Annotated in this window: 19 protein-coding genes; 10 read left to right on the forward strand and 9 right to left on the reverse strand. The window is 65.4% G+C overall.

What is annotated here, in order from left to right:
* Positions 1–8: 8 nt before the first annotated feature.
* Positions 9–380 (forward strand): DUF488 domain-containing protein, encoded by a 372-nt coding sequence (locus tag G4Y73_RS00810; RefSeq protein WP_164228444.1) that lies wholly within the window; start codon positions 9–11, stop codon positions 378–380.
* On the opposite strand, the gene G4Y73_RS00815 is transcribed toward G4Y73_RS00810, so the two are convergent.
* A complete protein-coding gene (locus G4Y73_RS00815) occupies positions 371–664 on the reverse strand; it encodes a zinc-finger domain-containing protein (protein WP_164228446.1) in 294 nt (97 codons plus the stop codon). The genes G4Y73_RS00810 and G4Y73_RS00815 overlap by 10 nt on opposite strands.
* A 141-nt stretch (positions 665–805) precedes the next feature.
* Here G4Y73_RS00815 and G4Y73_RS00820 point away from each other — a divergent pair, with 141 nt between their 5' ends.
* Positions 806–1,393 carry an NAD(P)H-dependent oxidoreductase gene (locus tag G4Y73_RS00820; RefSeq protein WP_164228448.1) on the forward strand — a complete coding sequence of 196 codons (588 nt, stop codon included), beginning with the start codon at positions 806–808 and terminating at the stop codon, positions 1,391–1,393.
* 13 nt (positions 1,394–1,406) lie between these two features.
* Here G4Y73_RS00820 and G4Y73_RS00825 read toward each other — a convergent pair whose 3' ends face one another.
* Complete coding sequence (locus G4Y73_RS00825; RefSeq protein WP_164228450.1) at positions 1,407–2,717, reverse strand: META domain-containing protein; 1,311 nt, start codon at positions 2,715–2,717, stop codon at positions 1,407–1,409.
* Between the two features lie 124 nt (positions 2,718–2,841).
* Here G4Y73_RS00825 and G4Y73_RS00830 point away from each other — a divergent pair, with 124 nt between their 5' ends.
* Positions 2,842–4,281, forward strand: a complete 1,440-nt coding sequence (locus G4Y73_RS00830) for an FAD-binding oxidoreductase (protein WP_164228452.1) — start codon at positions 2,842–2,844, stop codon at positions 4,279–4,281.
* The gene (locus G4Y73_RS00835) at positions 4,278–5,558 is read left to right on the forward strand and encodes an FAD-dependent oxidoreductase (RefSeq protein ID WP_164228453.1); all 1,281 of its coding nucleotides are present in this window, start codon (positions 4,278–4,280) and stop codon (positions 5,556–5,558) included. The genes G4Y73_RS00830 and G4Y73_RS00835 overlap by 4 nt, the downstream gene beginning before the upstream one ends.
* 51 nt (positions 5,559–5,609) lie before the next feature.
* Here G4Y73_RS00835 and G4Y73_RS00840 read toward each other — a convergent pair whose 3' ends face one another.
* On the reverse strand, positions 5,610–6,770 hold the full coding sequence (locus G4Y73_RS00840) for a hypothetical protein (protein WP_164228455.1): 1,161 nt from the start codon (positions 6,768–6,770) through the stop codon (positions 5,610–5,612).
* A 154-nt stretch (positions 6,771–6,924) separates the two neighbouring features.
* Here G4Y73_RS00840 and G4Y73_RS00845 point away from each other — a divergent pair, with 154 nt between their 5' ends.
* Positions 6,925–8,421, forward strand: a complete 1,497-nt coding sequence (locus G4Y73_RS00845) for a UbiD family decarboxylase (protein ID WP_164228457.1) — start codon at positions 6,925–6,927, stop codon at positions 8,419–8,421.
* Positions 8,422–8,514: 93 nt separating this feature from the next.
* Here the strand turns inward: G4Y73_RS00845 and G4Y73_RS00850 are convergent, their stop codons facing one another.
* A complete protein-coding gene (locus G4Y73_RS00850) occupies positions 8,515–9,654 on the reverse strand; it encodes a GGDEF domain-containing protein (protein ID WP_164228459.1) in 1,140 nt (379 codons plus the stop codon).
* Between the two features lie 127 nt (positions 9,655–9,781).
* Between G4Y73_RS00850 and G4Y73_RS00855 the strand changes: the two genes are divergently transcribed.
* The 3 genes from G4Y73_RS00855 to G4Y73_RS00865 all read left to right on the forward strand — a co-directional run bounded on the left by G4Y73_RS00855 (position 9,782) and on the right by G4Y73_RS00865 (position 12,900).
* Positions 9,782–10,978: an aminotransferase class V-fold PLP-dependent enzyme gene (locus G4Y73_RS00855; protein WP_205596438.1), complete on the forward strand. Its 1,197-nt coding sequence runs from the start codon at positions 9,782–9,784 to the stop codon at positions 10,976–10,978.
* A 78-nt stretch (positions 10,979–11,056) separates the two neighbouring features.
* The gene (locus G4Y73_RS00860) at positions 11,057–12,052 is read left to right on the forward strand and encodes a peptidase U32 family protein (RefSeq protein WP_164231155.1); all 996 of its coding nucleotides are present in this window, start codon (positions 11,057–11,059) and stop codon (positions 12,050–12,052) included.
* A complete protein-coding gene (locus tag G4Y73_RS00865) occupies positions 12,049–12,900 on the forward strand; it encodes a U32 family peptidase (protein WP_164228463.1) in 852 nt (283 codons plus the stop codon). The genes G4Y73_RS00860 and G4Y73_RS00865 overlap by 4 nt, the downstream gene beginning before the upstream one ends.
* 8 nt (positions 12,901–12,908) lie before the next feature.
* Here the strand turns inward: G4Y73_RS00865 and G4Y73_RS00870 are convergent, their stop codons facing one another.
* From G4Y73_RS00870 to G4Y73_RS00880, 3 genes are all read right to left on the reverse strand, one after another.
* Positions 12,909–13,424 (reverse strand): sulfur transferase domain-containing protein, encoded by a 516-nt coding sequence (locus G4Y73_RS00870; protein ID WP_164228465.1) that lies wholly within the window; start codon positions 13,422–13,424, stop codon positions 12,909–12,911.
* A complete protein-coding gene (locus G4Y73_RS00875) occupies positions 13,414–14,526 on the reverse strand; it encodes a hemolysin family protein (protein ID WP_164228467.1) in 1,113 nt (370 codons plus the stop codon). The genes G4Y73_RS00870 and G4Y73_RS00875 overlap by 11 nt, the downstream gene beginning before the upstream one ends.
* Positions 14,527–14,612: 86 nt before the next feature.
* Positions 14,613–15,383, reverse strand: coding sequence for an SDR family oxidoreductase (locus G4Y73_RS00880; protein ID WP_164228469.1), 771 nt, complete (start codon positions 15,381–15,383; stop codon positions 14,613–14,615).
* A gap of 49 nt (positions 15,384–15,432) precedes the next feature.
* Between G4Y73_RS00880 and G4Y73_RS00885 the strand changes: the two genes are divergently transcribed.
* Together G4Y73_RS00885 and G4Y73_RS00890 are read left to right on the forward strand one after the other, a co-directional pair.
* Positions 15,433–17,346, forward strand: a complete 1,914-nt coding sequence (locus G4Y73_RS00885) for a DUF294 nucleotidyltransferase-like domain-containing protein (RefSeq protein ID WP_240451111.1) — start codon at positions 15,433–15,435, stop codon at positions 17,344–17,346.
* 6 nt (positions 17,347–17,352) lie between these two features.
* Entirely contained in the window at positions 17,353–18,075 is a 723-nt protein-coding gene (locus G4Y73_RS00890) for a 3'-5' exonuclease (protein WP_164228471.1), read from the forward strand.
* Between the two features lie 108 nt (positions 18,076–18,183).
* Here the strand turns inward: G4Y73_RS00890 and G4Y73_RS00895 are convergent, their stop codons facing one another.
* Positions 18,184–19,368 carry an alginate export family protein gene (locus tag G4Y73_RS00895; RefSeq protein WP_164228473.1) on the reverse strand — a complete coding sequence of 395 codons (1,185 nt, stop codon included), beginning with the start codon at positions 19,366–19,368 and terminating at the stop codon, positions 18,184–18,186.
* A 94-nt stretch (positions 19,369–19,462) separates the two neighbouring features.
* Positions 19,463–20,191: a helix-turn-helix domain-containing protein gene (locus G4Y73_RS00900; RefSeq protein ID WP_164228475.1), complete on the reverse strand. Its 729-nt coding sequence runs from the start codon at positions 20,189–20,191 to the stop codon at positions 19,463–19,465.
* Between the last annotated feature and the right edge of the window lie 220 nt (positions 20,192–20,411).

Below are 20,411 nucleotides of genomic sequence, written 5' to 3' on the forward strand. Positions count from 1 at the left end.
AGAAGAGTATGACGAGCCCGAGAATTCGCCTGCGACGAATCTACGATGACCCCGCGAAGGATGAAGGCAGGCGTGTGCTGGTCGACCGCATCTGGCCGCGTGGGATTTCCAGGGACGAGGCCGGGCTCGATCGCTGGTTCAAGGAATTGGCACCTTCGACCGAATTGAGAAAGTGGTTCGGGCACGACCCGAAACTATGGGCCGCGTTCAAGCAGAAATACCGCAAGGAACTCAAGGACCAGGACAAGCGCGAAAAACTCGAGGAGCTGGCTGAACTGGCTGCCTCGGGACCGGTCACGCTGCTGTTCGGTGCCAAGGATACGGAGCATAACCAGGCGGTTGTGCTCCGCGAAGCGCTCGAGGAAATGATTCAGGACTGATCGCGCACGCGCTCCTGCGCATGGCGAAAGGCATCTTCGATCTCCGTGTTGTCGAACCTCGGCATGGGCTGGTCGGGATCGGGATCGCGCAGCACGAACACTGCGCCGCAGTACTCGCACATTTCGCGACCGGATCGGTGAACCGGCACGTAGACACGCGGGTGGGCGTTCCAGATCTTCATTCCCGCGGTCGGGCACGAAAGTGGCAGATCTTCCCAGTCAACCTCGTACTCGTCCTGCTGGCAGGCGGCCTTCAGTTTGCCTTCCTTGCGCTTGGCAACCATCTCGCTTTCTCCACGATGCGTCACGACTCGGCCGAATATGGTACCCGTTTGTGCCTGACCATGGTGGGCCGGCTGGCGACCGTCCACCGCACATGACCGAAATCAACTTCAGCGTGAACAGCGGATGCTAGCCTTCAATCCATGAGCCGTCGTATCCTCATCCTTCAGGGGCATCCCGATGCGCATGCCACACACTTCGGCCACGCCCTGGCCGCGGCCTATCGGCGCGGGGCCGAGTCTGCCGGTTTCAGCGTGGAAGAGATCCGGCTGTCCGAGCTCGACTACCCCATGCTGGCCAGCGAAAAGGAATGGACCGAGGGCGAACTGCCGCCATCGCTACGCCCGGCCCAGGAAGCGATCGACCGGGCCGATCACCTGGTGCTGATCTTTCCCCTCTGGCTCGGCACCATGCCGGCCAAGGTCAAGGCCTTTCTGGAACAGGTGCTGCGACCGGGCTTCGCCTTCAGCGCGGACGCGCGTGACGGTATCGGCGAGCGTCATCTCAAGGGCAAGTCGGCGCGCGTCGTGATCACCATGGGCATGCCCGGGCTGGTCTATCGCTGGTATTTCCGTGCGCACGGCTTCCGCAACCTGGAGCGCAACATCCTCAAGTTCTGCGGCATCCGGCCGGTGCGTCACTGTTTTGTCGGCCTGGTCGCCGGCAAGGACGATCGTCGCCGCCGACGCTGGCTTGCCCGGCTGGAGCGCCTGGGTCGTGCTGCCCGCTGAACCCGCGGCAGGCTCAGGGCGCTGGTCGAACCGCATCGATGCGGCCATTTCGCCCGATCAGCCCGAGGCCGCCGCGCTCGTTGATCTCGAAGCGATCCACCGTCGCCAGGCGCTCGAGAATGCGCTGTTCGAGGGCCATAAGGGCATCGCTGCAGGCCATCAGCGTGCGGGCCGGATCTTCGATGGCGAGACGCTCACCAGTCAGGCGGTAGTCAGCGGTGAACTGATTGCAGCCGGCCCGGCCCCGGACCTGTCCGTCATCGGTGAATTCGAAAAACAGTTCGGCTTTGGTTTCGACCGGCACCTCGTCGATGTGCTTGATGCGCCATCGGCCGCCGGTGAGCAGCTCGGCCGGATTGCCGCCGCAACCCGTGAAGGTCTCGAGGCCGGTCAGCACTTCGGCCTCGAAGGGATGCGGCATGCCGGTCGCCGAATCGCGGCAGACGCGTTCGCGCAAGGTGGCGATCAGTCCGCCCGCGGCGTCGGCACCACGGTAGCGCGTCGTCCAGCCCCGGCGTCCGGTATACAGGCGCGGCATCTCGATGACGGATTCGCCGTAATCCGTGGTCAGTCGCAGACGGGTCTCGTCGATTTGCAACTGCCAGGCCGGCTCGTGGCCGAGCGCGGTCAGCGGTACCTCGGGGGCCGCCGCCTCTCGACACTCGGGCAGCCTCGCACCGTTGTGAATGACCAGGAAATCATCGCCTTTCTCGTGCACACCGATGCCGGCATTGCCGGGAACCTGGTGGCGTACGCCGGAGGCAGCCGGCACCTGTTCGAGGTCGAAGATCCGCCCATCGATGGCCAGGCGCGGCCGCGTGCCGAGCCGGTCGAAACGCACCCGATGCGAACCGCAGCGCCAGGCCCGGCCGAAGTCGGCCGCCTCGACCGCCTTGAGGTGAATCCGGCCGAGCTCGATGCTGGCGGGATCGGTGCCGAGCAACACCGGGTCGGTTTGTCTGAGCAGGCGGTCGTCATGCCGGACCTGCGCGATCAACTCGTGCACGACCGGCCGACCGGTTTCGGGTCGGAAACCCAGGGCGAAGGGCAGCGGCACCTGGCTGCCGTCGAGGGCCATGCGGTAGCCGGCGATCGGCAGCGGGCCTGCCTCATCGACAGCCTGGATCACGACCAGCATCTGCCCGTCCGAGGGCAGGGCGATGCGCTCGGGATAGGAGAGCTGCCCGCTGACCAGAATTTCTTCGTTGCTGTCGGCGCGCGTTTCCGCCGGGCCGCCCTGGCCTTCTCGCATATCGACCGTCCAGCTGCAGGCGGCAAGCATCCCGGTCAAAAGCGAAATCGTCGGCAGGCGGTACTGGATCATTCCAGGCGACCTCTGATCAGTGATGCACCCGGGCGAGGGCCCCGGGGTGCGCAGTCGGTTTCGACCGCAGGCCGGGCGGCGGGTTTCCTCGGCTTCACCCGTGTGGCTCTGGGATAATGCCGCGATGAGCGATGCCTTCGGCACCCATTTCCTCGAACGGTTGCAGCGCCTGCTCGGTCCCGGCGGTGTCATCACCGAACTCGACGAGATGGCGCGCCACGTCGAGGAACCGCGCCGGCGCTATCACCGGCGCCCTCTGGCGGTGGTGCGTCCGGCCAGCACCCAGCAGGTGGCGGCGGTGGTTGCCCACTGCCGCGAGGCCGGTGTGGCGATTGTGCCCCAGGGTGGCAATACCGGCCTTGTGGGCGGACAGTCCGTGGGCGGTAGCGGGCGTGAAGTGATCCTGAGTCTCGAGCGCATGCGCGAGATTCGCGACATCGACGCCGAGGGTGCCAGCCTGGTGGTCGAAGCCGGCTGCACCCTTGCGCGTGTCCAGGAGGCTGCCGCCAGCGCTGGACTGCTGTTTCCGATGAGCCTGGCCTCGGAGGGCACGGCGACCATCGGCGGCAACATCGCCACCAATGCCGGTGGCCACCTGACCGTGCGCTACGGCAACATGCGCCAGCAGGTGCTGGGCTTGGAGGTGGTGCTGGCCGACGGTCGCATCCTCGATGGCCTGACCGTGCTCCGCAAGGACAACAGCGGCTATGACCTCAATCAGCTGTTCATCGGTTCGGAAGGCACCCTGGGCATCATCACCGCGGCTTCCCTGCAGATGGTCTCGGCGCCGCGTCAGAGTCTGACCGGGCTGATCGCGATCGACAGTCTCGAGCACGCCGTGGTGTTGCTGCGCCTGCTACGGCACCAGCTCGGCGAGACGATCTCGGCGCTGGAGCTGATGCCCAGGCTGGCGCTCGATTTCGTGCTCGAATACCTGCCCGACGTACATGACCCGCTGGTCCGGCCCCACCCCTGGTACCTGCTGCTGCAGGCCGACACGGCCCTCGCCGGCGACTGGCTGCAGGGCGCCTGTGTCAAGGCCCTCGAGCGCGGCAGCGACGAGGGGGTGACCACCGATGCCATCGTCGCCGGCAGCGATGCACAAGCGCAGTTGTTGTGGCGCCTGCGTGAGTCGATCTCGCCGGCCCAGAAAATGGGCGGCGCGAGCCTCAAGCACGATATCTCCGTCCCCGTTGCGGCCATTCCGGAGTTTGTCGAGACGACCAGTCGCGCCCTGGCCGATACCGTGCCGGGGATTCGCCCCTGTGTATTCGGTCACGTCGGCGACGGCAACCTGCACTTCAATCTGAGCCAGCCCGAGGACATGACGGCCGAAGCCTTTCACGCCTTTGAGGCCGACTGCAATCGCATCGTCTTCGACCAGGTGGTGCGCTTTCGCGGTTCGATCGCTGCCGAACACGGCATCGGCCAGCTGCGCGCCGCCGAACTGGCCGCGCGCGCCGACAGCGTCCGTCTCGATACCATGGCGCGACTGAAAAGCTGTCTCGATCCCGACGAACTGCTCAACCCGGGCAAGGTTCTGATCGGTAAGATGCCGCCATGAAACGTGTCATCGTTATCGGTGCTGGCGTTGTCGGAGCGGCCACCGCCCTGGCTCTGACCGAGCGCGGTCATCGGGTTACGGTGATCGACCGGGCCAACGGCGTGGCCGCGGGCACCAGCCAGGCCAACGGCGGTGGTATCACGCCGCTACATTCCGAGCCCTGGAACCAGCCCGGTCTTTTCGGCAAGCTGCTGCGCTACGTGGGCCGGCGCGACGCGCCCTGGCGACTGCCGCCGAGCGCGCTGCCGGGGATCGGTTTCTGGGGCCTGCGTTTCATGCTCGAGGCGCGTCGCCCGCGCTTCGAATACAACGCCCGGGCAGCAATCCGCCTGGGCTGCTACTCGCTCGAAGTTCTGCAGCATTGGCGCGAAGCCCACGAACTGCGCTACGACCAGACCTGCTCGGGCTCCATGCAACTGTACTTCTCCGAGGCGGCGCTGTCGCGCTCATTTGCGCTGCGTCAGCGATTGGTCGAGGGCTTGGGTGAAGTCGAGCGCCTGGACGCCGCGGCAGTGGTCGCCAGCGAACCGGCCCTGGCGCCGGTTCGTCAGCAACTGGCCGGTGCGCTCTATTACCCGGCGCATGAATCCGGCGACGCGGCTGCCTTTGCCCGCCAGGTGGTTGCCCGCGCGACCCTTGCTGGTGCCGAACTGCGTCTGAACGAAGGCGTGCAGCGAATCAACTGTGAACGCGGCGAGTTTCATTCCGTGGTGACCAACCGCGACACGATCGAGGCTGATACCTGCGTGATCGCGACGGGCTCGGAAACGCCAGCGCTGTTGCAGTCACTCAGCGTCCAGGCGCCGATCTATCCCGTGCGCGGTTACTCGGCCACCTTCGAGATCAACGATGCCACGAACTTGCCGACCCTGCCGCTGCTCGATGCCGAGCGACGCTTTGTCACCCTGCGGCTGGGAGAGCGGACGTTAAGAGTCGCCGGCCTGGCCGATTTCGCCGGCCACCGCCGGGCTGTGCCGCCGGCACGAATCGACAACCTGCTCGCCAGCGCCCGGCAGTTGCTGCCGGCGCTGGCCGAGCAATTGACGCCGAAGGCCGGGCGACTCTGGGCCGGGCTGCGCCCGGTCACGCCCGACGGTCGGCCCCTGATCGGCGAAACCGATCTTCGGGGGCTCTATCTGAACACCGGCCACGGCCCGATGGGCTGGACCATGGCCTGCGGCTCGGCGGAGATCCTTGCCGACCTGCTCGATGGCCGCGAGCCGGCATTGGATGTCAGCGACTACCGCGCCGACCGTTTTGGCCGACGCGCCGCCTGATCACGCCACCTCGACCGGCGGGTCGAGATCGGCATTCCAGCCCGGCCGGCGTCAGGACTCCGGGTAGGCCATCAGGCCGAAGCTGCCGTCGCCGGTCAGGATCAGCTCGAGTCCGTCCGGCCCGTCGGTCAGCCAGCCGCGGCCGCGATGGGGCGTCCCCGGTGATTCCTCGGGGCGATGGAACTCGAAATCGATCAACCCGTGCTCACCGTCGGGTGCGTCGATCCGGCCTTCGAAATGGCAGCCGCCCGGCGGTTCGTACCAGGGCGACATCTCGATGCAGGCCCGGCCGCCGGCCTCGATCTCGAGCCAGGCCGTGGCCTCCCCGAATTGGTTCTGCATGGGCACCGCCCACCGGCCAGCCAACGCTGCGGTGTCGATGGGCGCTACCAGGGTGCGATCATCGTTGGCCGGCGAAAAACTCAGATCGAAGTCGCGGTCGCGTGACTGCCAGGACAGTTCGCCGCCGGGCTCGCCTTCCGGCCAGCTTCCGGGGGCGTCGCTTCCCTCGCGGCCCCCCAGGGTCCAAAACACCAAGTCCGCGCGGCCCCTGAGTGAGCCGTCTTCCCGCGCAGGCTCCGTCCGGACCACATGGTGGACTCGCCCGCCCGCCCACATCGGGCTGGGGATCGGATATCGCAGCCGTTCGATGCCCCACAGCCGGCCTTCCAGATCCACGATGCCCGTGAAGGCAACGGCTGTCTCGGGATCGTCGCCCTCGATGACCTCGCCGCCGTAGCGGCCGAACGCGGACTGATCGATCGGCGGCAGATTGCAGTCGACGCCGTGGGTAAAGGCGAGCCGCTCCAGCGGCATCGAACCGCTGCCGAAGGCGGGATCCGGTGAATCCCAGTGCAAGGTGGCCTGCACGCAGCTGTCGAACTCGAGATCGACCTCGCCCCAGACCGAGACTTCGAGCGCGGCCGGATCGAACGATCCGAACTCCATGCCGCGCGCGGCGTAAGCGGTGCCGGTGATGCTGCGGCCGCTGATCCGGCCCTCGATGTTGAGGGTCAGCGGATTGCCTTCGTCGTCGTAGACGTGCCAGATGATGGCGGCAAAACCGGGCCGGGCCAGGGTGATGGTCAGGCCGTGCCCGGACTGCTCCGGGTTGTACCAGTGGCCGCTGATGCCGCCGGGCAGCGCCGCCTGGCCGAGCGTGGCCAGCAGCAGGAATGAGACGAGCGTGCCCGCCTGGAAGAGATATCTCATGCTTTGCCTCGTACATGCCAAACCCGGGCCCAGTCTAGCCCACCCCCCCCCTTTGCCAAACCAGTGCGCAGGTGAAGTCCCCGACTTGACGGCCGACAAGGACACGCGCGGCCGGGCGTTCTAGGCTTGCGCGGTTGAGGCTGGAGTTCTGCTCATGCCCTATCGCGATCTGCGTGGCTTTCTCGATGATCTGAAAAACCGGAGCGAACTGGTCGAGATCGACGAGCCGGTCGATCCGGTGCTGGAGGCTACCGCCCTGGCGCGCCGGGTGCAGGCATCGCACGGCCCGGCGCTGCTGATCAAACATCCCGTGGGCAGCGACCATCCGCTGCTGCTCAACCTGTTCGGGCATCGCCGCCGTATCGAGGCGGTGCTGGGTGGACGGCCGATCGGCCGGCTCGAGGAACTCGGTGAACTGCTCGCCCGGCTGCAGCAGCCGCGCCTGCCGCGCTCGCTCAGGTCGGCTCTGTCGGACTGGCCGGAGCTGGCTCAGATCGCGCTGATGGCACCGAAACGGGTCGAGCACGGCGCGTTCGGCGACGAAGTGCTCGAGGGCGGCGACATCGACTTGGCACGGCTGCCGATCCAGCAGTGCTGGCCCGGCGATGCCGGGCGATTGATCACGCTCGGGCTGGTGATCACGCACAACGCACGCCTGGGGCGTCACAACATCGGCATCTACCGCCAGCAGCTGATCGGCCGCAATCGCGTGATCATGCGCTGGCTGGCGCATCGCGGCGGGGCACAGGACTTCGCCGAGTGGCAGCGCACACGGCCCGGCCAACCCTTTCCGCTGGCGGTGGCCATCGGCGCCGACCCGGCCACCACCCTGGCGGCGGTCGCGCCGGTACCCGACACCCTGTCGGAGCTGCAGTTCGCCGGTCTGCTGCGCGGGGCGCGAAGCGAAGTCGTGACCGCGCCGCTGACCGGGCTGGAGGTACCGGCCGGGGCCGAAATACTGCTCGAGGGTCATATTCATCCCGACGATACGGCCATCGAAGGCCCGTTCGGCGACCACACCGGCCATTACAATGCACCGGGCCGCTATCCCGTCTTCACCGTTGAGCGGGTATCGCTGCGCAGCAATGCCATCTATCAGGGCAGCTTCATGGGCAAGTCGCCGCACGATGAGCCGTCGGTTCTGGCCTCGGCGCTCAACGATCTGTTCGTACCCATTCTGCGCGGCATCTTTCCCGAGGTGCATGATTTCTACCTGCCGCCGGCGGCTTGTTCCTACCGCATCGCGCTGGTGTCGATCGACAAGCGCTATCCCGGCCATGCAAGGCGCGTGATGATGGGTATCTGGTCGTACCTGCGCCAGTTCACCTACACCAAGTTCGTCGTGGTGGTCGATGCCGATATCGACATTCGCGACGGCAATGAGGTTTTATGGGCCATTGCCAACCACGTCGATCCGGCGCGCGATTCGATGCACGTGGATCGCACCCCGATGGATGCGCTCGACTTTTCCGGGCCCGAGCCCGGCCTGGGCTCGAAACTGGGTCTGGATGCGACGCGCAAATGGCCGGCCGAGACCGCCCGCGCCTGGCCGGAAGCGATCGTTCCGGACCCGGATGTGGAAAAGCGCGTCGATGCGCTGTTGCGCTCGATTCCGGCACTGGTTGCCCATGCCCGGCCCGCCGGACAATGATTGTCGGCCACGTCAAACGGGTTCCCTGCTCTCATATTGCCCGGGGGCAGGCGTGAATGGGCGAACGCTGAGTGAACAGGCCTTACGAGTAGGCTACGCGGCCGGCGTTCTCTCGAAGTCGGCATCCAGCCCATCCGATGCCTTGCAGACCCGGTTGCGGCCGGTCTGCTTGGCTCGGTACATGGCTTCATCGGCCCGCTTGACCAGGTCCCTGAACTCGTGCTCGCCGGCATACTCGGCCACGCCCAGGCTGATCGTGACGTGAATCTCGTGCCCGTCGCAATCGAGCCGGGTTTCGGCCAGGATGACCCGGACCTTTTCCGCCGCCTGCGTGGCTCCGGCTTCATCCACGCCGGGCAGGAGCAGCAGGAATTCCTCGCCGCCCCAGCGTACCGCCAGGTCCTCTTCACGGAGGTTTTGCCGCACCAGTTCGGCGACGCGGCGCAGCACCATATCGCCGATGTTGTGACCGTGGCGGTCGTTGATCCGCTTGAAGTGGTCGAGGTCGCCGATGATGACGCTGAAGGGGGTCTTGTGCCGGCGGGCGCGGGCCATTTCGGCGCCGGCCCGGGAATCGAGGTGGCGGCGATTGTGCAGCCCGGTCAGCGCATCGATGCTGGCCAGGCGGACCAGCTCGGTCCTGAGCGACGCGGAGTGTTGGCGAATGCGGTGGAACAGTTCGGCGATGAGCACGGCGACGACGAGCATCATCAGCGGGTCGACCAGCCTCAAGCCGAGCGCGGTCAAGTCGACGCCCGCACGCCACAGCACGACCATCGACAGCGTGAACGGAGCGACGTAGATGGCCAGCAGTTCGCGTCCGCCCTTGAGGGTCAGCAGGGCCAGGGCGAAAGTCGTCATGATCAAGCCGCGAGTCATGCGCTCGGGATCGCCGTCGGGATGCAGCCAGGCCGTGGTGAACAGGCCGAAAATCATCACCATGAGGGCCAGGGACAGCGCCTTGAGCAGGATGGCTGTGCCACGGCCGCGCGGATCGACCGCCCAGCGAGCGAGGATGATGAAGGCAACGACGAGCACGGGCGCACGCCAGGCGGCGTGCTGCCACAGCAGGCTCGGGTCGGTACCGTTGATGAACTCGATCAGGTGGTAGGTCGGCACGATCAGTGTGGCGAGTGCCGCCCCCGTTCTGGCTGTCATGCGCACGATCGTGAGATCATCGTCTGCGATGGCGTCGTCGAGATCGGATGGAGGCGATTGCAGATGCTCGGCCATGGCCCTTCCTGAGGCGGCGTGCGTTGATGCACAGATTTATAGCAGCCTATTCGCCCCGGTTCCATGCAGCCTTGACCGACAGCAATTACGGACCGCATTCTTCAATTTGCCGCAGCAGGAGTTGTTCGTGACTAATCAGGCCGAACTCGAAAGCCGGGCGCTTTTCCCGCAACTGCAAGCCGATGTCTACGTCAACCACGCTTCGCTGTCGCCGCCGTCGCAGCCGGTGCGTGCGGCAATCGATGCGGTTCTCGACGGCTATGCCGGACAGGGGATGGCCTGGTATCGCGAGGAGATGCAGCGGCGCGAGCGCCTGCGCGATTCCCTGGCCCGGCTGATCGCCGCGCCGGCTGACAGCGTGGCGTTGACCGCCAACACTTCGGCCGGCATCATCGCCATCGCCCAGGGATTGTCCTGGCGTGCGCGCGAGCGGGTGCTGGTCTTCGACGGCGAATTTCCGACCAATATCACACCTTGGCAGCAGGCCGCGCGGCAGCATGACTTGGAGTTGGTCTGGCTCAAGGCCGATGATTTTCGCGCCGATCGCCACGCAGCCCTGGAACGTTTCGAGGCCGAGCTCAAGCGCGGCGTGCGGCTGGTGGCAGTCAGCGCCGTGCAGTTCACCACCGGCCAGCGTATGCCGCTCGAAACCATGGGAGAACTGTGCAAGCGCCACGGAACGGAACTGTTCGTCGACGCGATCCAGGCCGCCGGTATCGTGCCGCTGGATGTCGAGGCGATGGGGATCGACTATCTGGCCTGTGGTTCGCACAAGTGGCTGATGGCGCCGGAAGGGATCGGCTTTCTCTACGTGGCACCGGAGCGGGCCGCCGCGCTCGAGCCGAATATGGCCGGCTGGCTCAGCCACGAGGACGCCTTTGCCTTTCTGACCCGCGCGCCCGGCGAACTGCGCTATGACCGGCCGTTCCGCCCCGGTGCCCTGATGGCCGAGGCGGGCACGCCCAACACGCTTGGCGCCGCCGGCCTGGAAGCCAGTCTCGGTCTGCTCGAACAGATCGGCATCGAGCGCATTTTCGGGCACGTACAGGCCTGGCATGATGCGCTCGAACCGGGCCTGATCGAGCGCGGCTTCCGATCGGCCCGGATGAGCGATGGGTCGGGGCGCTCCGGTATCCTCAGCGTTCGCACTGACGACCCGGCTCAAGCGCCGCCTTGGGCGCAGGCGCTGGCCGAACGGGGCATTGCCTGCGCCAGTCCCGACGGCTGGATTCGCCTCTCGCCGCACTGGCCCAATGCCCTGGACGAGCCCGGGCGTATCCTGGCGGCGGTCGATGCCATTCGGGATGCTGGTGGACCGGCTTGACGGCCATCAAGGACAATCCTTGATGTTGCGGTCAAGCTGTGGCGCATCCGACATCTTCCCGGTTCGACTGCAATGCCCATCAAGCTCGTCTGTCCGGCCGGCTCGCTGCCAGCCCTGCGTGAGGCGGTCAACAACGGTGCCGACGCCGTCTACCTGGGGTTCCGCGACGCGACCAATGCGCGCGCTTTCCCGGGCCTGAATTTTTCCGATCGCGATATCGAGCGCGGCCTGGCCCATGCGCGCTCGCACGGTTGCCGGGTCTACGTGGCGCTCAATACCTATCCCACTTCCGACAAGCTGTCGCAGTGGTACTCGGCGGTCGACCGGGCCGCCGACCTGGGCGTGGACGCGCTCATCATCGCCGAGATGGCGGTGATGGACTACGCTGCCCGGAAGCATCCCGATATCCGGCGCCATCTGTCCGTTCAGGGCTCGGCGACGACGGCGGCAGCGCTGAAGTTCTTCCACGAACAATTCGGCATCTCGCGTGCAGTGTTGCCGCGCGTGCTGGCCATCCAGCAGGTCGAGGCGCTGGCCGAGAAAACGCCGCTCGAGCTCGAGGTGTTCGCCTTCGGCAGCCTGTGCATCATGGTCGAGGGCCGCTGCCAACTCTCCAGCTACGTCACCGGCCGATCACCCAACCTGGCCGGGGTCTGCTCACCGGCCGAGTTCGTGGCCTGGCAGGAAACGCCCGAAGGCAAGACGGCGCGCCTCAACGGCGTGCTGATCGACCGCTTTGCCGACGGCGAGCCGGCCGGCTATCCGGTGGTCTGCAAGGGTCGCTACCGGCTCGGCGACGAGATTTCCCACGTCCTGGAAGAGCCGACCAGCCTCAATACCCTCGAACTGTTGCCGCGGCTGAAGGCCGCCGGCATCTCGGCAGTCAAGATCGAGGGTCGCCAGCGTTCGCCGGCCTATGTCGGCACGGTTGTGCGCATCTGGCGCGCCGCCATCGATCGGCTTGAGGCCGACCCGGAAGGATTTGCCACGGATGCCAAATGGCAAAGCGAGCTCACGCGCCTGTCGGAAGGCAGCCAGGTTACTTTGGGGCCGTACCAAAGGGCATGGCAATGAAGCTTTCCCTGGGTCCGTTGCAGTATTTCTGGCCGCGTCAGAAGACGCTGGCCTTCTACGAGTCGATGGCCGGCGAGCCGGTTGATATCGTCTACCTGGGCGAGACGGTCTGCTCCAAGCGACGCGAACTCAAGTTGACCGACTGGCTGGCACTGGGGCGCGACCTGAAGGCCGCCGGTCACGAGGTCGTGCTCTCGACCCTGACCCTGATCGAGGCGGCCTCCGAACTGTCGATGTGCAAGCGCATCGTGGAAAATGGCGAGTTCGCCGTCGAGGCCGGTGATCTCTCGGCGGTGCAACTGTGTCGCGAACGCGGCCTGCCTTTCGTGACGGGGCAGGGGGTGAACATTTACAACCACCGGGCGCTGGCGCTGTTGCACGCGTCGGGGCTGTTTCGCATGGTTGCACCGGTGGAACTCGGGCAGGCGCAACTGTCGCAGCTCCGGGAGCCGGGTACGGACGGGCCCGAGATCGAGATCCTGGCCTGGGGTCGCGTGCCCCTGTCGCATTCGGCGCGTTGTTTTACGGCCCGCGCGGTCGGCCGCGGCAAGGATCAGTGCGGTTTCGAGTGCATCCATCACCCTGAAGGCCAACTCGTGCAGACCCGAGAAGACCGGCCATTCCTCAATTTGAACGGCATCCAGGTGCAGTCCGGTGCCTTGCAGGATCTCGGCCCGCACGTCGAATCCCTCGCCGCTGCTGGCGTCGATATCCTGCGATTGTCACCGCAGCAGGCGAACATGTCCGCCGTGATTGGGCGCTTTCGCGCGGCGCTGGCCGGCCAGCTAACCGAAGCCGTTCCGGATGCCGTCAGTGGCTATTGGCAAGGCCGGCCGGGAATGGACTGAAGGTCGCCTCAGTTCCTGCCGAGCTTTCTGCGTACCGGCCGTTCCAGGCTGGTCAGGCCGTGCGCCTTGCCGATTTCGATTGCCGATTCTGCATCCCGGCCCTGGATCCAGGCCGCGCGTAGTGCGTACAGGGCGCCGATGCGGTTGCCTGAGGCACAGTGCAGCAGGGCCGGGTCGTCGCCGATTTCGGCCAGGATGCGGTCGAAATCCTCGACTGCGGCGCGGTTGAGGTCCCCGGGGCTGCCGATCGGCACGCGGTGGTACTCCATGCCCAGGGCAGCGACCAACTCGGCTTCGTCCCAGGCCTCGAATTCACCGATGTCGCGGGCGTTGACCACGTGGCGCACACCGGCACGCTCGGCCGCGACCAGTTCGGCGGGCGTGGGCTGGCCGGAAATCGTGCGACCGGGTTCGGGCCGGTGGGCGCCCTCGATATCCAGGCGGCTCGTGGACTCCGGCGTGGCCGCGCAGGCTGCCACCAGAAGTAGCAGACAAAGTGCACAAAAGAACTTTCTAGGCGTCATCTTTTCGCTCCTCCTCGTCCGGTTCGGGTGATTCCGTTTCCGACTGCAGCCCGGTTTCCGGCAATTCCAGGCCGAGTTTGCGCGCGCGGGTCTTCCACTGCTCCCGCGCGGCGTGGCGCAAGTCTTCAACGGTGTCGCTTTCGTCGACGATCTCCATGCCGAGCAGGGTTTCGAGCACGTCTTCCATCGTCACCACCCCGGCCAGACCACCATACTCGTCAACCACCACGGCAAAGTGCTCCTGCCGCGCCAGCAATTCGCTAAAAAGGTTCTGCAGCGACACGAACTCGGGCACGAACAGGACCTCTCGTTTGAGTTCTTCCAGGCGCGTTTCGCCGCGTCCCTGGGCCTGGGCCAGCATGATGTCGGTCTTGAGCACGTAGCCGCGGATGTCTTCGTCTGACTCACCGTAGACGGGAAAACGCGAAAAGCTCATGCCCCGGGAAGAGTCCATGGTTTCGCTGACTGTCTGGTCGCAACGCATCTTCACAACAGCCACGCGCGGGGTCATGATGTCTTCGACGCGAATGGCGCTGAAGCGGATCAGATTGGTGAAGATATTGGATTCTTCTTCCCCGAACACGCCCTCGCGCGAGCCGGCCTGAGCCAGAACGCGGAACTCCTCGCGGCTGACCGTCGGGGCCGATTTGTCGTGCGCCAGCCAGCGGGTGATCTGCTTTGACAGCTGCACCAGCGGCCAGGTGACGTAGATGAGCACGATACAGGCGCTGGCGGTGAAGCCCGCCAGGGACTTGGCATGGGTCGCGCCGAGGGTCTTGGGGATGATCTCGGAGAACACCAGGATGAGCAGCGTGACGATGGCCGAAGCCAGGGTCAGCCAGGCCTGGCCGAAGATCACCTGCGCCTGGGCGCCGACCCCGGCCGCGCCGAAAGTGTGCGCCACCGTGTTGAGACTCAGAATCGCCGACAGCGGTTGGTCGATGTCGCGCTTGAGCCGTCGCAGGCGCTTGCCGGTGCGGCTGCCGCGCTCGTTGAGCACCGCGATATGGGCCGGGGTGATGCTCAACAGCGCCGCTTCCAGGATCGAACAGAGAAAGGAAACGCCGATGGCGAGAAACAGGTAGAACGCCAGTAAGGCCATATCAACTCATTTGCGGAAGCTGTCGGGCATTGTAGCGAACTGCCCGGAGTCGGATGTGCAGACGCCGGCCGGCCCTGGTATTCGCTTCAGAAGCCGAAGATGCTGAAGCCGCCGTCCACAGCGAGGGTCTGGCCGCTGATATAACCGGCGGCCGGCAGGCACAGAAACGCCACCGTCGCGGCCACTTCCTCGGGTCGGCCGATGCGCTTGAGCGGGGTACGCGCCAGGACTTCGGCCCGGAAGTCCGGATCGTCGAGGACTTGCCGGGCCAGCGGTGTGTCGATGTACCACGGCGCGACGGCATTGACGCGAATGCCGTCGTCGGCCCACTCCACGGCCAGGTTGCGCGTCATCTGGTTCATGGCCGCCTTGCTCATCGCATACGGTGCGCCGGTCCGGAGATGCTTCAGCCCGGCCACTGAACTGACGTTGACGATGCTGGCGCTACCGGCAGCCGCAAGCGCCGGATGGGCTGCCCGGCTAAGGTCGAATGCGGCCATCAGGTTGGTGCCGAAAATGTCCCGGACTTCGTCGCCGGCGTAGGCCAGGGCCGGCTTGCGAATGTTGTAGCCGGCATTGTTGACCAGGATGTGAAGGGGTGCACCGATCGACTCGATCAGGCGTGAGCGCGAGTCGGCGTCGCTCACATCGCCGGCCAGCGCGTGGGCGCGAAAGCCATCGGCGTTCAGCTCGGCCACGGCTTCTTCCAGGGTGCTGCGCCCCCGGGCCGTCATCCACACTTCCGCGCCGCGTTCGCAAAGTGCGCGGGCAATGGCCAGGCCGATGCCGCGACTGGCACCGGTGACCAGCGCGCGGCGGCCGTCGAGGCGCCAGAGATCTTTCGATGAATCATCCATGGGCTCATTATCCGCGTCGTGCAGCCCCGGCTCAATGCTGCGCGGTAACATGAGCCCGACACGCGCAGTCGGAGCGGACATGGAAATCGAGCAGATCGAGATTCGCGATCATCTGCGCCAGCGCGAGCCGTTCAGTTTTCTCGCCGAGGACGAACTCACGGCCGTGGCGCAATCGGTGGAGGTGGCCTATTTCCGGGCCGGCTCCGATATCCTTTCGCTCGGTGACGAGATCAATGACCTGCACTATATCCGCAGCGGTTCGGTCGAGCTCTTTCGGCGTAGCGGCGAGCTCTACAACCGCCTGGGCGAGGGCGACATCTTTGGCCAGCTCGGACTACTGACCCGGCGCAGCGCCCGTTTTCCTGCGCGGGCGCTCGAAGATACGTTGATCTACTTCATCCCCGGCGATCTGTTCCGCAATCTGTTCGACAGCAACACCGCTTTCGCCGACTACGTCGAGGTCGAGGATCGCACCCGCCTGCGCCAGGCTGCGGCGCGCAGTGGCGGCGACAATCCCTTGCTGACGCTGCGTACCGGCAAGCTCGTCAGTCACCGACCGGTAATCGTCACGGCCTCGACCACGGTCGAAGAAGCAGCGCGGTTGATGACCGAAGAGCGCATCACCTCCGTGCTGGTGGTCAAGGATGACATCGAGGCGGCTGCGCGTGTGCAGTCGCCGGAGCTGGTCGGCATTCTGACCGACAGTGACCTGAGGCGGCGCATTGTCGCCCAGGGCTTGCCGTCGGACACGCCGGTCAGCGAGGCCATGTCCGGTCGGGTCGCCAGTATCCAGGACGACTGCTACCTGTTCGAGGCGCTGTTGATCATGCTGCGTGAGAACGTGCACCACCTGCCGGTGCTGCACCATCAACAGCCAATCGGCGTGCTCGACCTGGCCGATATCATTCACCATGAAACCCAGAACAGCCTGTTCGTCGTGCGCAACATCTTCCACTGCAACAGCGTCGAGGGCCTCGAGGCGCTCAGACCCGCGGTGGCCGCCAGTTTCGTACGCATGGTCGAGGAAGATGCCAATACGCACATGATCGGCAGCGCCATGGCGACCATCGGCCGCAGCTTCAAGCAGCGTCTGCTCGAACTGGGCGAACAACAGTTCGGACCACCGCCCGTTCCCTACTGTTTTCTGGCCCTGGGCTCGATGGCGCGCGACGAGCAGTTCCTGTTCACCGACCAGGACAACGCCATGGTGCTCGACGATGCCTTCGATCCGGCCCGCCACGATGACTATTTCCTCAAGCTGGCGCAGTTCGTCAGCGATGGGCTCGATCGCGCGGGCTACGTCTACTGCACGGGCGACATCATGGCCACCAACAAGAAGTGGCGCCAGCCCCTGTCGGCGTGGAAGAAGCAGTTCATGGAATGGATTCACCGGCCCAATGCCGAACGCCTGCTGCACAGCTCGATCTTCTTCGATCTCGACGGCGTGGCGGGCCAGACCAGCATGGCCGACGAACTCAATGAGCTGATCGCGGTAGAGGCCAGCGCCGAACCCGCCTTTCTCGGCTGTCTGGCGCAGAATGCCCAGAACCGAACGCCGCCGCTGGGCTTTTTCCGCGACTTCGTTCTCGAACAGGGTGGGCGCCACGCCAATTCGATCAATCTCAAGCGCCGCGGCACCGCGCCCCTGATCGACGTCATTCGGGTACACGCTCTGGCTTCTGCTTCCCGCTCGCAGAACGCCTTCAAGCGCCTCGACGACTGCGTGGCGGCCGGTTTCCTGACCGCAAACATGGCCGCCGATCTGCGCGATTCGCTGGAGTTCATTTCTATCGTGCGTGCCCGCCACCAGGCCTGGGATGTCGAGCGCGGCGGTGAGCCGAACAACAACATCGACCCGGAAACCCTGTCGGCTTTCGAGCGGCGCAGCCTCAAGGACGCTTTCAAGGTGTTGTCGAACGCGCAGAAGTTCATCCGTTTTCGCTACCGGCCGGTTCGAGTCTGAGCGCTTGTGTTCATTCCGGGTAACAGCAAGAAGAACGAGCCGGCCGACTGGGCTGCGAAGTTTGAAACCCTGGCCGAAAAATCGCGTCAGCCGCTGCTGCGCGACTACTATGCCCGCGGCGCGGTGGCGCCGGACACCCCGCTCGAGCAGGTGCCGTTGATGGCGCTCGATCTGGAAACTACCGGCCTCGACTCACGCCGCCACGGCATCGTCAGCATTGGCCTGGTGCCGTTCAACCTGAAGCGTATCCAGACAAGCCGGTCACATTACTGGGTCGTGCGGCCACGCCGCGAGGTCGAGGAACGCTCGATCACCATCCATCGGATTACCCACGAGCAAATCGAATCGGCGCCCGACCTCGAAAGCCTGGCCGAGGCCCTGCTCGACGCCATCGCCGGTCAGGTGCTGGTGGTGCACTATCAGGCCATCGAGCGGCCCTTCCTCTACCGGGCCTTCGAGCGCCGTTTCGGCGAGGGCCTGCTGTTTCCGTTGATTGATACCCTGCAGATGGAAAAGCGTATCCGCGGCCGGGTCAGCCTCAACCCGCTGACCTGGCTGGCGCGCGGGCGTCACTCCTGGCGCCTGGCCGACTGCCGTCGGCGCTACGGCCTGCCCGAATATGCACCCCACCACGCCTTGACCGACGCGTTGGCCACGGCGGAATTGTTTCAGGCGCAGGTGGCTTATCACGGAAGTCCCGACGATCGGGTTGAGCACTGGTGGCTGTAAATGAACTTCAAAATTCGAAATTCCAAGCACCAAATTACAAACAAATTCGAATGACCGAAATTCGAATGTTCCTAACGAGCAAGGTGCTGAAAATCCGCCGAGTGCTGCCTACCAATTTCCGTTGAGGGTGAACCAGACCTTGGTGACATCGGGGTGGCCATTGCTGCTGTCGCCGTTGAAGCGGGCTGCTTTCACTTCTGCCGACAATCCGGCGACAAGCGGGCGTTTGATCATCAGACCAAACTCGCGGCCATAGCTGCGAGAGTCCCGGTCGCTGCGAAAGTCGTGCAGTTTGACGAGGCCGGTCCACTGGCCGAGCGTGGTGCCGGCGGCAGCATACGTATCGAAGAGGCCGTCGGTCGGCGTAGTCAGGAACTGGTCGGTCCAGCCATTGTGGGCGTGCAGGGTGGCCAGCGGCATCTGGAACGCGTAGTTGCCATCGCCGCCCAGGCGTTCGTGGCCGGCGAACCAGTGCCAGCGTTCCAGCTTCTGCTGCAGGCGCAGGTGGATGTAGTTCTGGCCCGAAACCGCGTCGAGCTCGCGAATGCCGTCCTGGCGCGCAAACTCGACCCGGTAGCCGAAGCCCTGGTCGCCCGGCAGATCGCCGGTCAGGCGCAGGCCGAGGTTGCGGTGCGAGGCCGGGCGGTCGTCGAAGGCGATGCGGTGGGCATAGAGCGCCGACTTGACCGGGCCAAAGTCGCGCGTGAGTGTGCCCATCCAGGCATTGAGCTCGGCTTCGGCGAGCAGCGGGTTGGGATTGGACGGACCAAAGACGCGATGGGCCTTGTCGAGCCAGCGCAGGTCCACTTGCCAGTCTTCGGCCGGTTGCCAGCCGAGGGTGATCGCGTCGAAAGTCTGTTCGAGCTGACGAAAGCCGACGTTGCCGAGAAAGCGGACGTTGTCTTCGATCAGGCGCTGGCGGCCGATGCGGGCCTCGAAGCGCTCATTGGCCCGGTAGCCGATCCAGGCCTGCGAGAGGTGCTCGTCGTCGGGGTCGGCCACGACCGGGTAGTCCGTGCGGCCGTTGGCGGTGGAGTTGAAGTCCTCGCTGCCGACATGGCGATTGGCGTGCCCGACCAGGCCAAAGCGCCAGCCCGAGAACTCCGGGCTGACCACGCCCAGCCGGGCGCGCAGGGTCGAGGCCGTGGCGTCCTCGCTGAAGCGGTCATCGTCGACGAGCTCGAGGCGGTAGCGCAGGTCGATGACCGGTTCCCAGGAGTCGGACTGCGCGGCGGCCGAGCCGGCCAGCGCCAGCGCGCAGACAAAAAGTACGAAATGGGACAGGCGATCCATATGTTGCCTCCACGATGCATGAATCCTGGAGCCAGTATTTCAGTGATGGGGCAGGCGCCGATTGACGCCGGTCAAACGAAGGTTCGGAAGTTTCTCAGTGATCGCCCAGGTTCTTGAGGCCCTCGGCGTCGAGAATCTTGATTTCGCGCCGCCTGACCTCGATCAGGCCCATGTCCTGTATTCGCCCGAACAGGCGGCTGACGGTTTCCAGCACCAGGCCCAGGTAGTTGGCCAGGTCGGCGCGCGACATGCTCAGGGTGATGACGTCGTCGCGTCGCCCCAGGCGGGCGTGGCGCTTGCTCAGGCTGTGCAGGAACAAGGCCAGGCGGCTGATCGCCTGATTGCGACCCATCATCGCCATGTGGACGTGGTCGTCGCCCATTTCACGACTGACCAGGCGCATGAACTGGCGCTGCAGCCCGGGCACCGAAGCGCTGATGCGTTCGAGCTCGGAGTACGGCAGCCGGCAGATGCTGGAGGCTTCAAGCGCTTCGGCACTGCACTGGTGGCTTTCGCTGGCCAGGGCATCGAAGCCGAGCAGCTCGCCGGGCAGATGGAATCCGAGAATCTGCAATTCACCGCCTTCGGACACCGCTTGGGTCTTGAGCGAGCCGGACTTGACCACATACAGCGCGCGGAAGGGCGAGCCGGCGTGATAGAGCGTGTCGCCGGTGGCCAGGTTTGCGCGGTCGGCCACCATCTGGTCGATGCGCTCGACATCGTCGCTGCCCATGCCGGCGGGCAGGCACAGCTCGCGCAAATCGCAGCGTGCACAACGACGTCGGAGCAGCTCAAGGTCTAGCGCAGTATTGGTCGATGGCATCCTAGTGGGCCATGCGCTTGGTTGGGTTACGCTCAGCCGGCACACAAGTGTCTTGGGCAATGCACGCGAGCGCAGGACTGCCGGTCGCCCATTCGAGCGAGTGCAATGCCGGCCACAGCGCTTTTGCGGCGACCTTTCTGGAACCACTGTGCTGGCACGACTCAGCGTTGCTTTCCCTGGCAAGTGAGCGACCATTCTCTGCGAAACGCATCTTGATTCG

It is taken from the genome of Wenzhouxiangella sp. XN201 (genome assembly GCF_011008905.1).
Lineage (GTDB): Bacteria > Pseudomonadota > Gammaproteobacteria > Xanthomonadales > Wenzhouxiangellaceae > Wenzhouxiangella.